Source organism: Streptomyces sp. NPDC054840 (assembly GCF_053611065.1).
Map to the genome: position 1 here is coordinate 1 of NZ_JBSGZP010000101.1, position 15,292 is coordinate 15,292.

Annotated in this window: 12 protein-coding genes; 9 read left to right on the forward strand and 3 right to left on the reverse strand. The window is 72.3% G+C overall.

Annotated features, from left to right (window positions below; genetic code table 11):
* Nucleotides 1-144: 144 nt before the first annotated feature.
* The 8 genes from ACWGIU_RS10380 to ACWGIU_RS10415 all read left to right on the forward strand — a co-directional run bounded on the left by ACWGIU_RS10380 (nucleotide 145) and on the right by ACWGIU_RS10415 (nucleotide 10,583).
* The gene (locus tag ACWGIU_RS10380; RefSeq protein ID WP_453704310.1) at nucleotides 145-1,038 is read left to right on the forward strand and encodes a carbohydrate ABC transporter permease; all 894 of its coding nucleotides are present in this window, start codon (nucleotides 145-147) and stop codon (nucleotides 1,036-1,038) included.
* The gene (locus tag ACWGIU_RS10385) at nucleotides 1,035-1,913 is read left to right on the forward strand and encodes a carbohydrate ABC transporter permease (RefSeq protein WP_453704291.1); all 879 of its coding nucleotides are present in this window, start codon (nucleotides 1,035-1,037) and stop codon (nucleotides 1,911-1,913) included. Before ACWGIU_RS10380 ends, ACWGIU_RS10385 begins: the two co-directional genes overlap by 4 nt.
* 62 nt (nucleotides 1,914-1,975) lie before the next feature.
* Nucleotides 1,976-4,999, forward strand: coding sequence for an alpha-mannosidase (locus tag ACWGIU_RS10390; RefSeq protein WP_453704293.1), 3,024 nt, complete (start codon nucleotides 1,976-1,978; stop codon nucleotides 4,997-4,999).
* Between the two features lie 170 nt (nucleotides 5,000-5,169).
* Nucleotides 5,170-5,811, forward strand: coding sequence for a DUF4328 domain-containing protein (locus ACWGIU_RS10395; protein ID WP_453704295.1), 642 nt, complete (start codon nucleotides 5,170-5,172; stop codon nucleotides 5,809-5,811).
* Between the two features lie 146 nt (nucleotides 5,812-5,957).
* A complete protein-coding gene (locus ACWGIU_RS10400) occupies nucleotides 5,958-7,982 on the forward strand; it encodes an oxidoreductase (protein WP_453704297.1) in 2,025 nt (674 codons plus the stop codon).
* A 46-nt stretch (nucleotides 7,983-8,028) separates the two neighbouring features.
* A complete protein-coding gene (locus tag ACWGIU_RS10405) occupies nucleotides 8,029-8,442 on the forward strand; it encodes a PaaI family thioesterase (RefSeq protein ID WP_453704299.1) in 414 nt (137 codons plus the stop codon).
* A 255-nt stretch (nucleotides 8,443-8,697) separates the two neighbouring features.
* Complete coding sequence (locus ACWGIU_RS10410; RefSeq protein WP_453704301.1) at nucleotides 8,698-10,080, forward strand: MFS transporter; 1,383 nt, start codon at nucleotides 8,698-8,700, stop codon at nucleotides 10,078-10,080.
* Between the two features lie 50 nt (nucleotides 10,081-10,130).
* Nucleotides 10,131-10,583, forward strand: a complete 453-nt coding sequence (locus ACWGIU_RS10415; protein WP_453704302.1) for an SRPBCC family protein — start codon at nucleotides 10,131-10,133, stop codon at nucleotides 10,581-10,583.
* A 135-nt stretch (nucleotides 10,584-10,718) separates the two neighbouring features.
* Here the strand turns inward: ACWGIU_RS10415 and ACWGIU_RS10420 are convergent, their stop codons facing one another.
* Nucleotides 10,719-11,897, reverse strand: a complete 1,179-nt coding sequence (locus ACWGIU_RS10420) for a serine hydrolase domain-containing protein (RefSeq protein WP_453704304.1) — start codon at nucleotides 11,895-11,897, stop codon at nucleotides 10,719-10,721.
* A 679-nt stretch (nucleotides 11,898-12,576) separates the two neighbouring features.
* Here ACWGIU_RS10420 and ACWGIU_RS10425 point away from each other — a divergent pair.
* Nucleotides 12,577-12,765: a DUF6381 family protein gene (locus ACWGIU_RS10425; protein ID WP_453704306.1), complete on the forward strand. Its 189-nt coding sequence runs from the start codon at nucleotides 12,577-12,579 to the stop codon at nucleotides 12,763-12,765.
* A 41-nt stretch (nucleotides 12,766-12,806) separates the two neighbouring features.
* Here the strand turns inward: ACWGIU_RS10425 and ACWGIU_RS10430 are convergent, their stop codons facing one another.
* Nucleotides 12,807-13,400 carry a hypothetical protein gene (locus tag ACWGIU_RS10430; protein ID WP_453704312.1) on the reverse strand — a complete coding sequence of 198 codons (594 nt, stop codon included), beginning with the start codon at nucleotides 13,398-13,400 and terminating at the stop codon, nucleotides 12,807-12,809.
* 168 nt (nucleotides 13,401-13,568) lie between these two features.
* The gene (locus ACWGIU_RS10435; protein WP_453704308.1) at nucleotides 13,569-15,143 is read right to left on the reverse strand and encodes an alpha/beta fold hydrolase; all 1,575 of its coding nucleotides are present in this window, start codon (nucleotides 15,141-15,143) and stop codon (nucleotides 13,569-13,571) included.
* Between the last annotated feature and the right edge of the window lie 149 nt (nucleotides 15,144-15,292).

Sequence of the window (15,292 nt, forward strand, 5' to 3'; positions counted from 1 at the left end):
GCGGAAGGCCCAGGAAGCGGCGAACAAGCTCCTCGCCGCCGCGGCCGACAAGTGACCGACCTCGCCGCCGGCGAGCCGCGGGTCCGCGCCGCGGCACACGAGCGGCGTCGCGGAGCGGCTCGCGGGCGGCGCGCCCTGCGGGCCATGGAGACCGAGACCGGGCTGCCCCACCGCCGGTGGTGGACGCCCTACCTGTTCCTCGCCCCCGGCCTGGTGATGGTGACGCTGTTCAGCCTCTGGCCGTTCGTCAACACCGTCATCCTCTCCCTCACCGACGCCCAGATCCTGCGCGACGGCAGCTTCGTCGGCCTCGACAACTACCGGCGCGCCTTCGCCGACCCCGACTTCTGGGTCGCGACCGGCAACAGCGTGCTGTACCTCGTGGTAGTCGTCCCCTGCCTGGTCCTCCTGCCGCTGGCCCTGGCGGTCCTCGTACAGGCGAGGATCCCCGGCATCGGTTTCTTCCGCTCCGCCTTCTACACCCCGGTGATCGCCTCCGCCGTGGTCGTCGGGCTGATCTGGCAGTGGGTGCTGCGCAGCGACGGCCTTGTCAACACCGTCTTCCTGCGGCTGCACCTCGTCTCCGAGCCGGTCCCGTTCCTCACGGACTCCACGATGCTGCTGGTCTCCGCGATGATGGTGACCGTGTGGAAGGGCCTCGGCTACTACATGGTCTTCTACCTGGCGGCCCTCGGGAACGTCTCCGCCACCCTCTACGAAGCGGCCGCCATCGACGGCGCCGGCCCCGTCCGTCGCTTCTTCAGCATCACCGTGCCCCAGGTGAAGCCGATGATGCTGCTGGTCGGCACGCTCTCCGCCATCTCGGCGCTGCGTGTGTTCACCGAGATCTACATGCTCGGCGGCGAGAGCGGCGGCCCCGGCGGCGGCGCCCGCACCCTGCCCTTCCTGATCCGGCAGGTCGGCCTCGGCTTCTCCGGCGAGACCGGCTACGCCTCCGCCATCTCCATCCTGCTGTTCCTGCTGACCCTCGTCTTCAGCCTGCTGGGCCGCCGCCTGTCGAAGGGAGACGAGAGATGAGCGCACCGTCCACCGCGGGGAACGGGCAGCCACCCCGGCGCACACCCGCCGCCCGCAGGCGCCACCGGATCGCCCTCGCCGGGCGGTACGCCACCCTGGTGCTGATGCTCGTGGTCATGCTGGGCCCGATCGTCTGGCAGTTCCTGACCTCGCTACGCGGCCGCACCGAGAACGTGTACGACGGCGTGCTGCCCGCGCGGCCCACCCTCGACAACTACGTACGGGTCGCCGAGTCCTTCCCGCTGCCGCAGTACGTCGGCAACACCCTCACCGTCGCCGCCCTCGCGATCACCTCGAACATGCTCTTCGCCGCGATGGGCGGCTACGCCCTCTCCCGGGCCGCCTGGAAGGGCCGTCGGATCGTGTTCACCGTGCTGGTGGCGACCCTGATGTTCCCCTTCGAGTCCGTGATGATCTCGATGTTCCTCACCGTCCGCGAGATGGGCCTCGTCGACACCCTCATCGGCGTGTGGCTGCCGGGCGCGGTCTCCGTGCTCAACATCATGATCATGCGGGCGGCCTTCCTGGCCGTACCCCGGGAGGTCGAGGAAGCCGCCGTCCTGGACGGGGCGGGCGAATGGACCCGTTTCACCCGCGTGTTCCTCCCCGCAGCCAAGGGCGCCCTGGCCGTCGTCTGCATCACCAGCTTCATGGGCGCCTGGGACGACTTCCTGTGGCCCCTGCTGGTCCTCACCGACAGCGACCACTACACCCTTCAGCTCGGCCTGAAGACCCTGGCCGGCGCCACCACCGTCAACGACCAGCGGCTCGTCGCCGCCGGCGCGACGGCCGCGCTCGTCCCGATGATGCTGCTCTTCTTCGCCCTCCAGCGTTTCTTCTTCAAGGGCGTGGGCGAGGGAGCCGTCAAGACCTGAGCCGGCCCGCTTACGTCCGTACCGACACGTCCCTACCGACCACCCTCCCTGGAGCAGCCGTCATGCACGACGACCGCAGCATCACCGAACACCGCCTCCGCCGGGTTCTCGAGGAGCGCGTCAAGCCCGCCGTCCACTCCCGCGCGGTCCCGCTGACCGTCGAGCGCTGGGAGGCCCCCGGCGAGCCCGTCCCCGTCGCCGAAGGGCTCGCGGCGGCCTACGGGCCCTGCGCGATCGGCGACCCGTGGGGACCGGCCTGGGGCACCACCTGGTTCAAGGTCACCGGTACGGTCCCCACGGACTGGGCCGGCCGCACGGTGGAAGCCGTCCTCGACCTCGGCTTCGACCGGATGATGCCCGGATTCCAGTGCGAGGGCCTGGTCCACCGGGCCGACGGCGGCGAGGTGAAGGCCCTCAACCCGTACAACGACTGGGTGCGCGTGGCCGACCGCGCCGAGGGCGGCGAGCGGGTCGAGTGGTATGTGGAGGCCGCCTCCAACCCGGTCCTGGTCGACCACGCGGTCACGTACGAAGGAGACCTGCCCACCAGCGGCGACCAGCCCCTGTACCGGCTCGCCCGGATGGAGCTCACCGTCTTCGAGACGGAGGTCTGGGAACTGGCCCGGGACCTGGAGGTGCTCTACGAGCTGATGACCCAGCTCGACACGGCGGACGCCCGCCGGCACGAGATCCTGCGGGCCCTCGGCGCGGCCCTGGACGCCCTCGACCTCGGCGACGTCCCCGGCACCGCGGCCGCCGCCCGCGGGTGCCTGACCGGGGTGCTCGCCGCCCCGGCCAACGCCTCCGCGCACCGGATCAGCGCGGTCGGCCACGCCCACATCGACTCCGCGTGGCTGTGGCCCCTGCGCGAGACGGTCCGCAAGGTCGCGCGCACCGCCTCCAACATGGTCAACCTGATGGACCAGCACCCCGACTTCGTCTTCGCGATGTCCCAGGCGCAGCAGCTCGAATGGATCAAGACCTACCGGCCCGAGCTCTTCGAGCGGGTCAAAAAAAAGATCGCGGACGGGCAGTTCGTACCGGTCGGCGGCATGTGGGTGGAGTCCGACACCAACATGGTCGGCGGCGAGGCCATGGCCCGCCAGTTCCTCTACGGCAAGAAGTTCTTCCTCGACGAGTTCGGCATCGAGACGCAGAACGTCTGGCTCCCCGACTCCTTCGGCTACACCGCCGCGATGCCCCAGATCGTCAAGCTCTCCGGCTCCAAGTGGTTCCTGACCCAGAAGATCTCCTGGTCCCAGATCAACAGGTTCCCCCACCACACCTTCTGGTGGGAGGGCATCGACGGCACCCGCGTCTTCACCCACTTTCCGCCCGTCGACACCTACAACAGCGACCTCGGTGGCGCCCAACTCGCCCACGCCGCCCGTAACTACCGCGAGAAGGGGCACGGTTCACGCTCGCTCGTGCCCTTCGGCTGGGGCGACGGCGGTGGCGGCCCCACCCGCGAACACCTCGCCCGCGCCCGCCGCCAGCGGGACCTGGAAGGCTCCCCGAAGGTCCGTGTCGAGCGCCCGGACGCCTTCTTCGAGAAGGCGCACGCCGAGTACGAGGACGCGCCCGTCTGGGCCGGCGAGCTCTACCTGGAGCTGCACCGCGGTACCTACACCTCCCAGGCCAGGACCAAGCAGGGCAACCGGCGCAGCGAGTCGCTGCTGCGCGAGGCCGAGCTGTGGGCGGCGACGGCCGCGGTGCGGGTCGCGGGGTACGCGTACCCGTACGAGGACCTGGAGCGGATCTGGAAGACGGTGCTGCTCCACCAGTTCCACGACATCCTGCCGGGCTCGTCCATCGCCTGGGTGCACCGCGAGGCGCGCCAGACGTATGCGGCCGTACGCGAGGAGCTCCAGGGGATCACCGTCGCCGCGCAGCAGGCGCTGGCGGGTCAGGGCACCGACGAGCTCGTCTTCAACTGCGCCCCGCACGCCCGGCGCGGCGTCCCGGCCGGCGGGGCGGGCCGCCCGGCCGCGGTGGGGGAGCCGGTCACCGTGGAGGAGCGGCACGGCGGCGGGCACATCCTGGCCAACGGCCGGCTGCTGGTGGAGATCGACGGCCGCGGCCTGATCGTCTCCGTCTACGACCTGGAGGCGCGCCGCGAGGCGGTAGCCCCGGGCGCGGCGGCGAACCTGCTCCAGATCCACCCCGACTTCCCGAACATGTGGGACGCCTGGGACATCGACGCGTTCTACCGCAACCGGGTCACCGACCTCGTGGAGCTGGACCGGCTGGAGGTCACCGGGAGCGGCCCGCGAGCGGCGACCGTACGCGTGACCCGCTCCTTCGGGCGGTCGCGGGCGGTGCAGCAGATCACCCTGCGGGCCGGGACCAAAACGGTCGACATCGTCACGGACGTGGACTGGCACGAGACGGAGAAGTTTCTCAAGGCCGCCTTCCCCCTGGACGTGAAGGCCGAACGCACCGCCTCCGAGACCCAGTTCGGGCACGTCCACCGGGCCACCCACACCAATACCTCCTGGGAGGCCGCCAAGTTCGAGATCTGTGCCCACCGCTGGATCCACGCGGAAGAGCCCGGCTGGGGAGTGGCGCTGCTCAACGACTCCACGTACGGGCACGACGTGACGCGGGACGTACGGGCCGACGGCGGCCAGACCACCACGGTCCGGCTCTCCCTGCTGCGCGCCCCGCGCTACCCCGACCCGGAGACCGACCAGGGCTCCCACACCCTGCGCTTCTCGCTCGCGCCCGGCGCCGGGATCGGGGACGCGGTTCGTGAGGGCCACGCCCTGAACCTGCCCGAGCGGGTGGTCCCCGGCGCCGGCCCGGTCGCCCCACTGGTCGCCGTCGACGAGGACGCGGTGGTGGTCGAGGCGGTCAAACTGGCCGAGGACCGCAGCGGTGATGTGATCGTCCGCCTCTACGAGTCCCGCGGAGGCCGCGCCCGGGCCACCCTCACCGCGTCCTTCCCCCTCGCGGCGGCGGTCGAGAGCGACCTGCTCGAACGCCCTTTGGCGGGAACGGCGGTGGGGGTCCCCACCCCTGAGGGTGCGGTCGCCCTCATCCTGCGCCCGTTCCAGATCGTCACGGTCCGCCTGCACCGCGCCTGACCGCCCGGCGGGGCCCCGCCCGCCGCCCGGCCCGCCCCCGGCCCGGGGCCCCTGTCGCTCGGACGATGATCGCGGCGGTGCCGTATGTTCCTTGCTGCCTGCCTGCCTGCCTGCCTGCCTGCGCCGGCGGCCTTCGTCATGTCACCGCGCACCCACGGGGGTTCCTCGTCATGTCCTTCGGTACCAGATCACTGCCTCCGCTCGGCCCGCCCCCGGTCCGTTCGCTGCTCCGGTCGCCCAAGGGCCTGGCCACCGGTCTCACCGCTCTGCTCGGCGTGTGCGCCGCGACCCGCGTGCTCATGGTGGCCGCCGGGGCCCACCGGTACGGGGCGCTGGACGGCACCACGGACCCGGATCCGTCCTGGATGCTGTACTCCGCGGCGATGGGCATGGCGCTGCTGCCGATGGTCCCCACCGCCGTGGTGTTCATCATCTGGTTCCACCGGGTCCGGGTGAACGCGGGTGTCTTCGCCCCCGAACTCTTCCGCCGGGGCGCGGGTTGGTCGATCGGCATCTGGTTCATCCCCCTGGTGGGCCCGACCGTCCTCGCGTACGGGATCGCCACGCGCGTGTGGACGGCCAGTGTGTCGACGCCGGCGCGCCGCGCAGCCGCGCCCGCCTCCGCGGCTCCCGTCACGGCCTGGTGCGGCACGTTCGGCGCGGCCATGCTGGCCTCCCTTGCGGCCGGCCGGGTCGCCGAGCCGCGCACCTCCGTGCTGGTCGGCATGGCGTCGGACCTGCTCTACGTCGCGGCGGGCGTACTCGCCGTCGTCTGGGTGCGCAGGCTCTCCGCCATGCAGTCGCGGGCGTGAACTCCGCCACAGCCCCTGTCGGGCCGGCCCGCCGGCCCTGGGGAATCCCGGGCCCAGGGTCCTCCCCCTGATTTTGCACCTAGTTGCAAAATCGCCCTCCGCTCGCTAGAACAGGTTCATCACCCCCGCGCGAGGAGGCGCCCCTCATGAGTTCCCAGAGCCGGTACCCGCACCTGCTGAGCCCCCTGGACCTCGGCTTCACCACCCTGCCGAACCGCGTGATCATGGGCTCGATGCACACCGGGCTCGAAGAGCACCAGGGCGGCTTCGAGCGGCTCGCCGCCTTCTACGCCGAGCGCGCCCGCGGCGGCGCCGGCCTGATCGTCACCGGCGGCATCTCCCCGAACGACGCCGGCCGCCCCTTCGAGGGAGGCTCCCGCCTCACCACCGAGGACGAGGCCGCCGAGCACCGCGTGATCACCGAGGCCGTGCACGCCGAGGGCGGGAAGATCGCGATGCAGATCCTCCACTTCGGCCGCTACGCCTACCACAAGGACCTGGTGGCCCCCAGCGCCATCCAGGCCCCCATCAGCCCCTTCGTCCCGAACGAGCTCACCGACGTCGAGGTCGAGCGCACCGTCGAGGACTTCGTCCGCGCCGCCCGCCTCGCCAAGCTCGCGGGCTACGACGGCGTCGAGATCATGGGCTCCGAGGGCTACCTGGTGAACGAGTTCATCGCCGCCGCGACGAACAAGCGCACCGACCGCTGGGGCGGCGCGTACGAGAACCGCGTGCGCTTCCCGCTGGAGATTGTCCGGCGCACCCGCGCGGCCGTCGGCGAGGACTTCATCATCGTCTACCGCCTCTCCATGCTCGACCTCATCCCCGGCGGCTCCACCCTCGACGAGGTCGTCCACCTCGCCAAGGAGATCGAGGCGGCCGGCGCCACCATCATCAACACCGGCATCGGCTGGCACGAGGCCCGCATCCCCACCATCGCCACCTCCGTCCCGCGCGGCGCCTACACCTGGGTCACCAAGCGGCTGATGGGCGCGGTGAGCGTCCCCCTCGTCACCAGCAACCGCATCAACACCCCGGAGATCGCCGAGGAACTGCTCGCCGACGGCCGCGCCGACCTGGTCTCCCTGGCCCGCCCCTTCCTGGCCGACGCCGACTTCGTCGCCAAGGCCGCCGCCGGCCGCCCCGAGACCATCAACACCTGCATCGGCTGCAACCAGGCCTGCCTCGACCACACCTTCAGCGGCAAGATCACCAGCTGCCTGGTCAACCCGCGCGCCTGCCACGAGACCGAGCTCGTGCTGTCCCCGACCCGGACCAAGAAGCGCGTCGCCGTCGTCGGCGCCGGTCCGGCCGGCCTCGCCTGCGCCGTCTCCGCCGCCGGCCGCGGCCACGCCGTCACCCTCTTCGAGGCCTCCGGCCACATCGGCGGCCAGCTCGACGTCGCCCGCCGCATCCCCGGCAAGGAGGAGTTCGAGGAGACCATCCGCTACTTCGGCACCCAGCTCGTGGAGGCCGGCGTCGAGGTCCGCCTGAACACCCGCGCCGACGTGGAGACCCTCCAGGGCTACGACGAGGTCGTCGTCGCCACCGGCGTCACCCCCCGCACTCCCGACATCGAGGGCGTGGACCGCGCCGACGTCGTCAGCTACCTCGACGTGCTCCGCGACGGAGCACCCGTCGGCGAGCGCGTCGCCGTCGTCGGCGCCGGCGGTATCGGCTTCGACGTGGCCGAGTTCCTCACCGACAGCGGCGAGGGAGCCTCCCAGGACCCCGACGTCTACTTCCGCCACTGGGGCGTGGACACCACGTACGCCGGCCCCGGCGGACTCACCACCCCCGCGCGACCCGCGCCGCCCCGCCAGGTCCACCTCCTCCAGCGCAAGGCCACCAAGGTCGGCGCGGGCCTCGGTACCACCACCGGGTGGATCCACCGCGCGGAGCTCAAGCACCGGGGCGTCGTCTCCGTAGCGGGGGCCACGTACGACCGCATCGACGACCAGGGTCTGCACATCACCGTCGGCGGCGAGCAGCACCTCGTGCCCGCCGACACGGTGGTCCTGTGCACGGGCCAGGAGCCGCGCCGCGACCTGTACGAGGCCCTGCGCGCGGCGGGGGTCGAGGCCCACCTGATCGGCGGCGCCGACGTGGCGGCCGAGCTCGACGCCAAGCGGGCCATCCGGCAGGGCACGGAACTGGCCGCCGGCCTCTGACCGAAAGGGGATTGTGGCGGTCCGGCCGGGCCGCCACAATCTCCCGGTGACGATCTCACCGGCAGACGCAGACAAAATCCTCTCCGACCATTTCGCCCCCTGGGTGCTCGCCCTCGGACTGACCGTCCAGGAGACGGGCGAGCGGCACGCCGTGCTGCGCCTGCCCTGGTCCGACGAGCTGTCCCGGGACGGCGGCGGCCTCTCGGGCCAGGCCATGATGGCGGCCGCCGACACGGCCACCGTCATCGCGATCTCCGCCGCCCGCGGGACCTACGCGCCGATGACCACCGTCCAGCAGTCCACCAGCTTCCAGCGGCCGGTGGTCGGGGCCGACGTACTGATCCACGTACGGGTGACCAAGCTCGGCAGGCGGATGGCCTTCGCCGACATCACCCTGACCCCCGAGGGCGCCGAGGACCCCGCGGCCACGGCCTCCACGGTGTACGCCCTGCTCGGCTAAAAAGCTGTCCCGTAATCCCCGGTGGATCGGCGCACGGCGTCGGATGCGGTGCATCGCAAGGCGGAGGGGCGCCCGCATACTGGGCGTATTCGGGCGTTCCGACAACGCGGCGAGGTGCCGTGGCCGGCGTCGTGCGCCCGCCGGGGATCACGGGACAGCCCTTAGGTCTGCCCCCGGCCTCGTCCCCCCACGGGACCAGGGGGCGGGGCGAAACACGTTGGCGGGCGGGGGACCGGCTCACCTACGCTCGCACCCATGGCCGACCACGAAGGCGGCCGACGGGCACGGGGGAGCGGGACCATCTCGGCGGAATCCGAACCATACGATCCGGTACCGCCACTGCGGCGGAACAAGGACTTCACCGTCTTCTGGCTCGGCCAGGCGCTGTCCGTGCTCGGCGGGTCCGTCTCGATGCTGGCGCTTCCCCTGCTCGTCCTCGACGCCACCGGATCCATCGTCCAGATGGGCCTGGTCACGGTCGTCTCCGGCGCCACCGCCATCGGCACCGGGGTGTTCGCCGGGTACGTGGTGGACCGGGCGGACCGCCGCAGACTCATGATCGTCTGCGATCTGGCGCGGGCCGTGCTGCTCGGCGCGGTCCCGCTCGTCTGGTGGGTCGCGGGGCCGCAGATCTGGCTGCTGTACGTGCTGACCGCCCTGGCCGCCGTACTGAAGACGCTGTTCGACGTCGCGTACGTGACGGCCATCCCCCAACTGGTGCGTACGCAGGACCTCACGGCCGCCAACGGGCGGCTGATGGGCACCTTCGCCCTCGGGAGTCTGCTCGGGCCGGTCGTGGCCGGGTTCCTCACGGCCGGAGTGGGCGCGGACTGGGCACTGGCCCTGGACGGGGCGACGTTCCTGGTCTCCGCCACGAGCCTGGGGTGGGTGAGGTTCACCGCGCGCCCGATCGGGGAAGGCGCGGACCGGGCCGCGGACAAGGCCGTGGGCAGGGCGGGGGCGGGAGCCGGGGTGTTGCGGGAGATGTTCGTGGTCGGCTTCCGCTTCCTGTGGAGCCACCCGCTGCTGCGCCCGCTCACCATTCAGCTCACCCTGCTGACCTTCGTCACCATGGGCGCCACCGACCTGCTGATCTACCGGGTCCAGCACGACCTCGGCCGGGACGCCGCCACCCTCGGCTACGTGATCGCCGTCAGCGGAGCCGGATCCGTCGCCGCGGCCCTGAGTGCCGGCCGACTGCGCCGGATCCTCGGCTTCGGCACGTGCTGGCTCGCCTCGATCGCGATGATCGCCGTCGGCGTGACGGTGACGGGCGTCAGCCGCAGCGTGCCCGTGATCGCCGCGCTGGCCGCCGTCTTCATGTTCGGGATCACCCTGGGCGGGATCTGCACCATGACCCTGCGCCAGGAGGTGACTCCGGACCACCTGCTCGGCCGGGTCACCTCCGCCTTCTGGACCGTGCACAACGCCTCGGGCCCGGTGGGCGCGGCCGTGCTCACCCTGCTGGCCGCCCGCCACGGGGTCCCCGCGGTCAGCCTGGCGGGCGGGGCGCTGTGCCTGCTGATCCTCGGCGGTGGGCTGTTGACCCCGCTGCGCGGCAGCCGCGCGGGCGCGGCCGCCGCCGGGCCCGCCGCCCCGGACCAGGAGCCGGCCACGGGGCAGTCGGCGCGCGCGTGAGGTGCCGCTCTGCGATCGTGGTCCCCACGTAGCCGCACCGAGGAGCCCGCATGCCTGGACAGTTCGAGGCGAGTGTCGAGATCGACCGACCGGTGGAGGCGGTATTCGCCTACCTGGCCGACGGGCGGCACGACCCCGAGTTCAGCCCGCGCGTGCAGGAGATCACCAAGACCCCGGACGGCCCGACGGCCGTCGGCACGGTCTTCCGCAGCACGGTCAAGGACGCCGGGATGAAGACCGGCCGCGAATTCCGCATCGTCGGCCTGGACGCGCCGCGCCGGATCCGCTGGACGGAGCAGAGCCGCAACCTCGTCACGGCGGAGGGCGGCTACGACCTCGAACCCCTCCCGGGCGGCCGCACCCGCGTCCGCATCTTCAACACCCTCGTAGGCCATGGACTGGGCAAGCTGCTCGTCGGGCTGGCACTCGGCGCGGCCCGCAAGGACGCCCCCGACTTCGGCCGCCGCATCAAGGCGGCCGCGGAGGCGTACCTCACCCCCTGATCTTGCCTCGCCGGCCGGTCCACGCCGGGCGGGTACCGGCCCAGGCCCGTGAGCCGAAGACACCCGGCCGGGCGCCGGCCGTCACCCGCTGAGCTCGAACACGCCCCACGCCGTGAACGGCTCATCCGTCGGCCGCTACTGCTTCGCGGCGCACAGGGCCGTGTCCACGGCGCTCTCGACGTGCCTCGTGGTCGCCACGTCGGTCGGGACGGCGGTCACCGTGACGTTCGCCGCCGCGCGGCCGTCGCCGGTGACCCCGCCGCGGGTCTCGTAGCCCATGATGTCGCCACCATGACCCCAGTAGAGGCCGCCGCACGCCAGCGGCCTGCTCATGATCCCCAGTCCGTACCCGGCGCCGGTGTCCCCGAGGGGGACGGTGGTGCGCATCTCGGCGAGCTGCGCGTCCTCCAGCAGGTCGCCGGCCAGGAGCGCGGTGAAGAACCGGTTGAGGTCGGAGTTGGTGGAGATCATCTGTCCCGCCGCCCAGCTCGCGGACGGGTCGATGTCCGTGACCTCGCGCCACGCCGCACCCGCCGGTTCCTGGCGGTAGCCCCGGGGGTGGCGTTCCCGGACGGTCGTGTCACCGGCGGCCGGGAAGTAGGTGTGGCGCAGTCCCACCGCCCGGACCACGCGCTTGTCGATCTCCTCGGCGAGCGGTCGGCCGGTGACCTTCTGGACGATCAGGCCGGCCAGCACGTAGTTGGTGTTGCTGTAGGCCCAGCTCTTCCCGGGGGCGAAGTCGGCCTTCTTCCGCAGGGCGATGTCCAGGATGTCGCGGGGTTCCAGGTACCGGCGCTGGAGGAAGGCGTCGTCGACCTCCTTCTCGTAGTCGGGAATCCCGCTGGTGTGCTGGAGCAGCTCACGGACGGTGATGCCGCGACCGTCGATCCCCTCGCCGCGGACGAGGCCCGGCAGATAGGTGTCGATCGTGGCGTCGAGCCCGACCTTCCCCTCGGCCACCAGTTGCAGGACGACCACCGCGGTGAAGGTCTTGGTGGTGCTGCCCACCCGTACCTGCCCGTCCTGCGGCACCTTCGCCCCCGTGGCCAGGTCTCCCACCCCCGCGGTGTAGGTACGGGTGCGGCCCCTGGCGTCCTGGACGCTCGCCAGCGCGGCGGGCAGGCCGTCGGAACGCACCAGCGCGTCGAGGCCCCGCTGGACCGCGTCCGGCCGGGCGGCGGATGCCGCGGTCGGCGCCATGGCGCCCAGGGTCATCGCGCAGACGGCCACCGCGGCCGCGGCCACCGCGGCTCTGCGCCGGCCGCCCTGCTGCCGGCAGGAAGAACGAAGCGTGTGCCAAGTCTGTGCGTGCACGGGCCAACTCCTACGAGACGTCGGGAATCCAGCGGTGTCCGCTCCCAGCCTCTCCGGGGGTGCCCGTCCTCAGCGATCATGCCACCCGGCCCGTGCCCGGGGGGGGTATACCCCCCCCCGCCCCGGGGGGCCCGGCCGCGACCCGGCCGGGCCCGCCGGGGGGGCCCCGGACCCCCCGCCCCGGCGGCGGAGCTGCGTCCTCACCCTTCCGCCGGATCCATGGAACGCGGTGCCGCTGGCGGCCGGCGTTCGGACGAGCCGCGCTCGTCAGGGTCGTGCAGGCATGCCTCGCCCATGCGTGCCGCAACGCCGGCCGCGCACCGCGATTCCCCGGTCATCGCGCCCGGGTGACGGCGCCGCCATCGGGCCGGGGGCTCACCCGTTCGCATGCCGCGTGCTGCGGCCGGGCGTACCGCATGGAACGGTGCAGGGGGAACCCGCCACGGGGGTGTCCGCGCGAACAGGACCCGGCCGGTGCCCGTAGTCACCACCGGCCGGATCCCGCGACCGTGACCTGCCCGCGACCGCGCAGCGGCGCCGGCGGCATCGGGCCGGCCATCTTCTTGAGTGTCGGGGCCCTCCGTGTCAGCCCTGCCGCGACGGGGGTAGACGCGGCATGGAACCGGCCCGCCATGGCATGCCGACGAGCGGGTGACCACAACACGCCGGAGGATCGGACATGAGCAGCGACAAGCAGCGGAGCGAAGACGTCGGGAAGATGCGGCGGGAAGCAGAGGAACTGGAACTGAAGGCGCAACGGGCCGGCGACGCCGCGGAACGGGAGCAGCTGCTGGAGAAGGCCGTGCGCATTCGCGCGAGGTGCGAGGAGCTGGGCGGCCCGGAGAGCGCCACGATGGACCCCATGTAGGGCGGGCGACGGGCGGGCGCCCCGCCGCCCCAGGCTCCGGCTCAGGCAGCAGCGCGTTCGACGGTGGAGAGCACCCGCACCAGGGCCGGTGACGCGGGGGCCGACGCGAAGCCGAAGCGCACGGGCGGGGCGACAGGAGCCAGTGCGCCGAGGTCGGTCCCGCCGAAGGAGGTCCGGGCGGTCACGATCGGCCACAGGCCGCCTGCCGCGTACCACTGGCGGCATCCGGGGCGCGAGCTGCCCCGGGTTCGTACGCCGGCCATCAGGCGGGCGGGCACGTCTGTCACGGCCGCCCACAGCGGCCGTCGAGCGAGCGGCCAGGGGACAGCCCGCAAGGCGAGACCGAGGGCTCGCTGATGCTCGACCCGGAAGCGCAGGTCCAGGGGCCCCGCCGCGACGTCCCACGCGCTGTCGCGAATCCGCACGCTCACAGGGTCCGTCCGGACCTCGTCGAAGTGGTACGTGCCGGCGATGTACTCGGCCGTCCGGGCGGTGGGCGCCAGCAGCGTGCGCCACCCGTCGGCGCGCTCCAGCATCACGTCACTGAACGGCCCGAAGGGTGACCGCGGCCAGTGGCCCACGACCACGCGCGTGCCGGACCCCGTGCCGACGGCGGCGATCCAGCCGTCGAACATCAGCCGTTCCCGTCCCACGTCACACCCGTACCCGCCGCACGGCTGCGCATACCGTCCACCGGGAAGGCGGCTGCGGAACCTGCCCGGGCCGTGGCCTCGGTGCGGTTCCGCAGGTCCACGCATGGTGCTACGGGGCGGCCACGCCCCGGAGCCCCTCTGCGGCCGGTGTCAGAACCGTCCGGGGGCGGACGGGAACGGCAGCGGCTTCGCGGGCGCCGCCGATTCGCGCCGCTCGGCAGCGGCCGGCGGGTTCTGGCAGGTCACGTCCTGGGCCGGCAGTTTGCCCGTGGTCAGGTACGCGTTCACCGGGGCGTTGGCGCAGGAGGTGGGGTCCAAGAGGTACACCCCGTGGCCCTCACCGCCCGCCGCCAGTACCATCCGCGACCCCTTGAGGGCCTTGTGCAGGCCCTGGCCGCTCACCAGCGGGGTCTGGGAGTCCCACTCGTTGTGCACCGTCAGCACGTTCGCCTTCCTGTGCATCGGCGTGGCCGCCTCGACCGGCCGGTCCCAGAAGGCGCACGGCTTGATGTTGGACGCGAAGTCCCCGTACAGCGGGTACGCGGCCTTGTCCTTCACCGCGTCCCGCTCGTACTGCTCGGTGTAGCGCGGCCAGCTGCCGGTGTCCCCGCACGCCACGGCCCAGAACACGGCGGTTCCGTTGTCCGAGGCGGGCTCGGCCGTCGCACCGCCGGTGAGCAGCCGCCTGAGCTCGGTCGCGGTCGTACCGTCGGGCAGCGGCTTGCCCTCGGCCGCGGCCTTCAAGGCCACGACCATCGGGGTGGCCTGCGCCGGGTAGAAGAACACCGCGCGCGTGGAGCGGATCATGTCCCCGTCGACCTTCATGCCCTCGAACTCGAACGGCTCCTTGTCCGCCCGCGCCACCAGGTCCCAGAACGTCCCGGACACGGCCTTCGGGGTGTCGCCCAGCCGGTACTCCGCCGACCGCTGCGCCGCCCACTCGGTCCACCGCGCGAAGGCGGGCTCGGCCTCGGTGGCCCAGACCTGGATCATGCCGCGCCAGATCCGCTGAGGGTCCACGCCGCTGTCGAGAACGAAACGGTCCGTGCGGTCCGGGAACATCTGCGAGTACACCGCGCCCAGGTAGGTCCCGTACGAGTAGCCCAGGTAGGAGAGCTTGCGCTCGCCGAGGACCGCACGGATCGTGTCCATGTCCCGGGCCGTGTTGCGGGTGGTGATGTACGGAAGCACCGAACCGGCCTTCTCCCGGCACTTGTCGGCGACGGTGCGCGCCCAGGTCACGTCGGAGCCGAAGCTCTCCGGACGGTAGGCGCGGTTGAAGTTCTCCTCGGTGTCGCTCAGTCCACAGGTGATCGGACTGCTGGCGCCCACCCCGCGCGGGTCGAAGCCGATGAGGTCGTAGCTCTCCCGTACGTCCTTCGGCATCGCCTCGTTCATCAGCAGCGGCAGGTCGAGACCGGAACCGCCCGGGCCGCCGGGGTTCAGCAGCATGGCGCCGTGCCGCTTGGCCGGGTTCTCGCTCTTGATCCGGGATATGGCGAGGTCGATCGTGCGGCCGTCGGGACGCCGGTAGTCGAGCGGAACCTTGAGCGTCGCGCACTCGTACGAGGCCGGCTGCTCGGGGCTGCAGCGGTGCCAGGCGGGTTTCTGCCGAAGGTGGTCCGCGGCCGGGGCGGCGGAAGCCTGGGTCGCGGACAGCAGGGGCACGGTGGTGGCGATGAGTCCGGCGGCGGCGAGCAGCGGTGCGAAGCGTTTCAGGCGCACTGAGCCGTTCCTTTCGGTGAAGTCGCTTACGCGTTCACCTTGTTGCACGCGGCGCCCGGCCGAATCATCCCGAGGGTTCGTGCCCTGTGCTCCTCACGAACGAGCTGACAACAGGACACGTGGCCGACACACCGCAGTCGGCCCCCGGT

Excerpts from the sequence above, each read along its gene's own strand:
- ACWGIU_RS10380 (WP_453704310.1), top strand. The coding sequence starts at position 145 with ATGGAGACCGAGACCGGGCTGCCCCACCGCCGGTGGTGGACGCCCTAC.
- ACWGIU_RS10385 (WP_453704291.1), top strand. The coding sequence starts at position 1,035 with ATGAGCGCACCGTCCACCGCGGGGAACGGGCAGCCACCCCGGCGCACA.
- ACWGIU_RS10390 (WP_453704293.1), top strand. The coding sequence starts at position 1,976 with ATGCACGACGACCGCAGCATCACCGAACACCGCCTCCGCCGGGTTCTC.
- ACWGIU_RS10395 (WP_453704295.1), top strand. The coding sequence starts at position 5,170 with ATGTCCTTCGGTACCAGATCACTGCCTCCGCTCGGCCCGCCCCCGGTC.
- ACWGIU_RS10400 (WP_453704297.1), top strand. The coding sequence starts at position 5,958 with ATGAGTTCCCAGAGCCGGTACCCGCACCTGCTGAGCCCCCTGGACCTC.
- ACWGIU_RS10410 (WP_453704301.1), top strand. The coding sequence starts at position 8,698 with ATGGCCGACCACGAAGGCGGCCGACGGGCACGGGGGAGCGGGACCATC.
- ACWGIU_RS10415 (WP_453704302.1), top strand. The coding sequence starts at position 10,131 with ATGCCTGGACAGTTCGAGGCGAGTGTCGAGATCGACCGACCGGTGGAG.
- ACWGIU_RS10425 (WP_453704306.1), top strand. The coding sequence starts at position 12,577 with ATGAGCAGCGACAAGCAGCGGAGCGAAGACGTCGGGAAGATGCGGCGG.
- ACWGIU_RS10430 (WP_453704312.1), bottom strand. The coding sequence starts at position 13,400 with ATGTTCGACGGCTGGATCGCCGCCGTCGGCACGGGGTCCGGCACGCGC.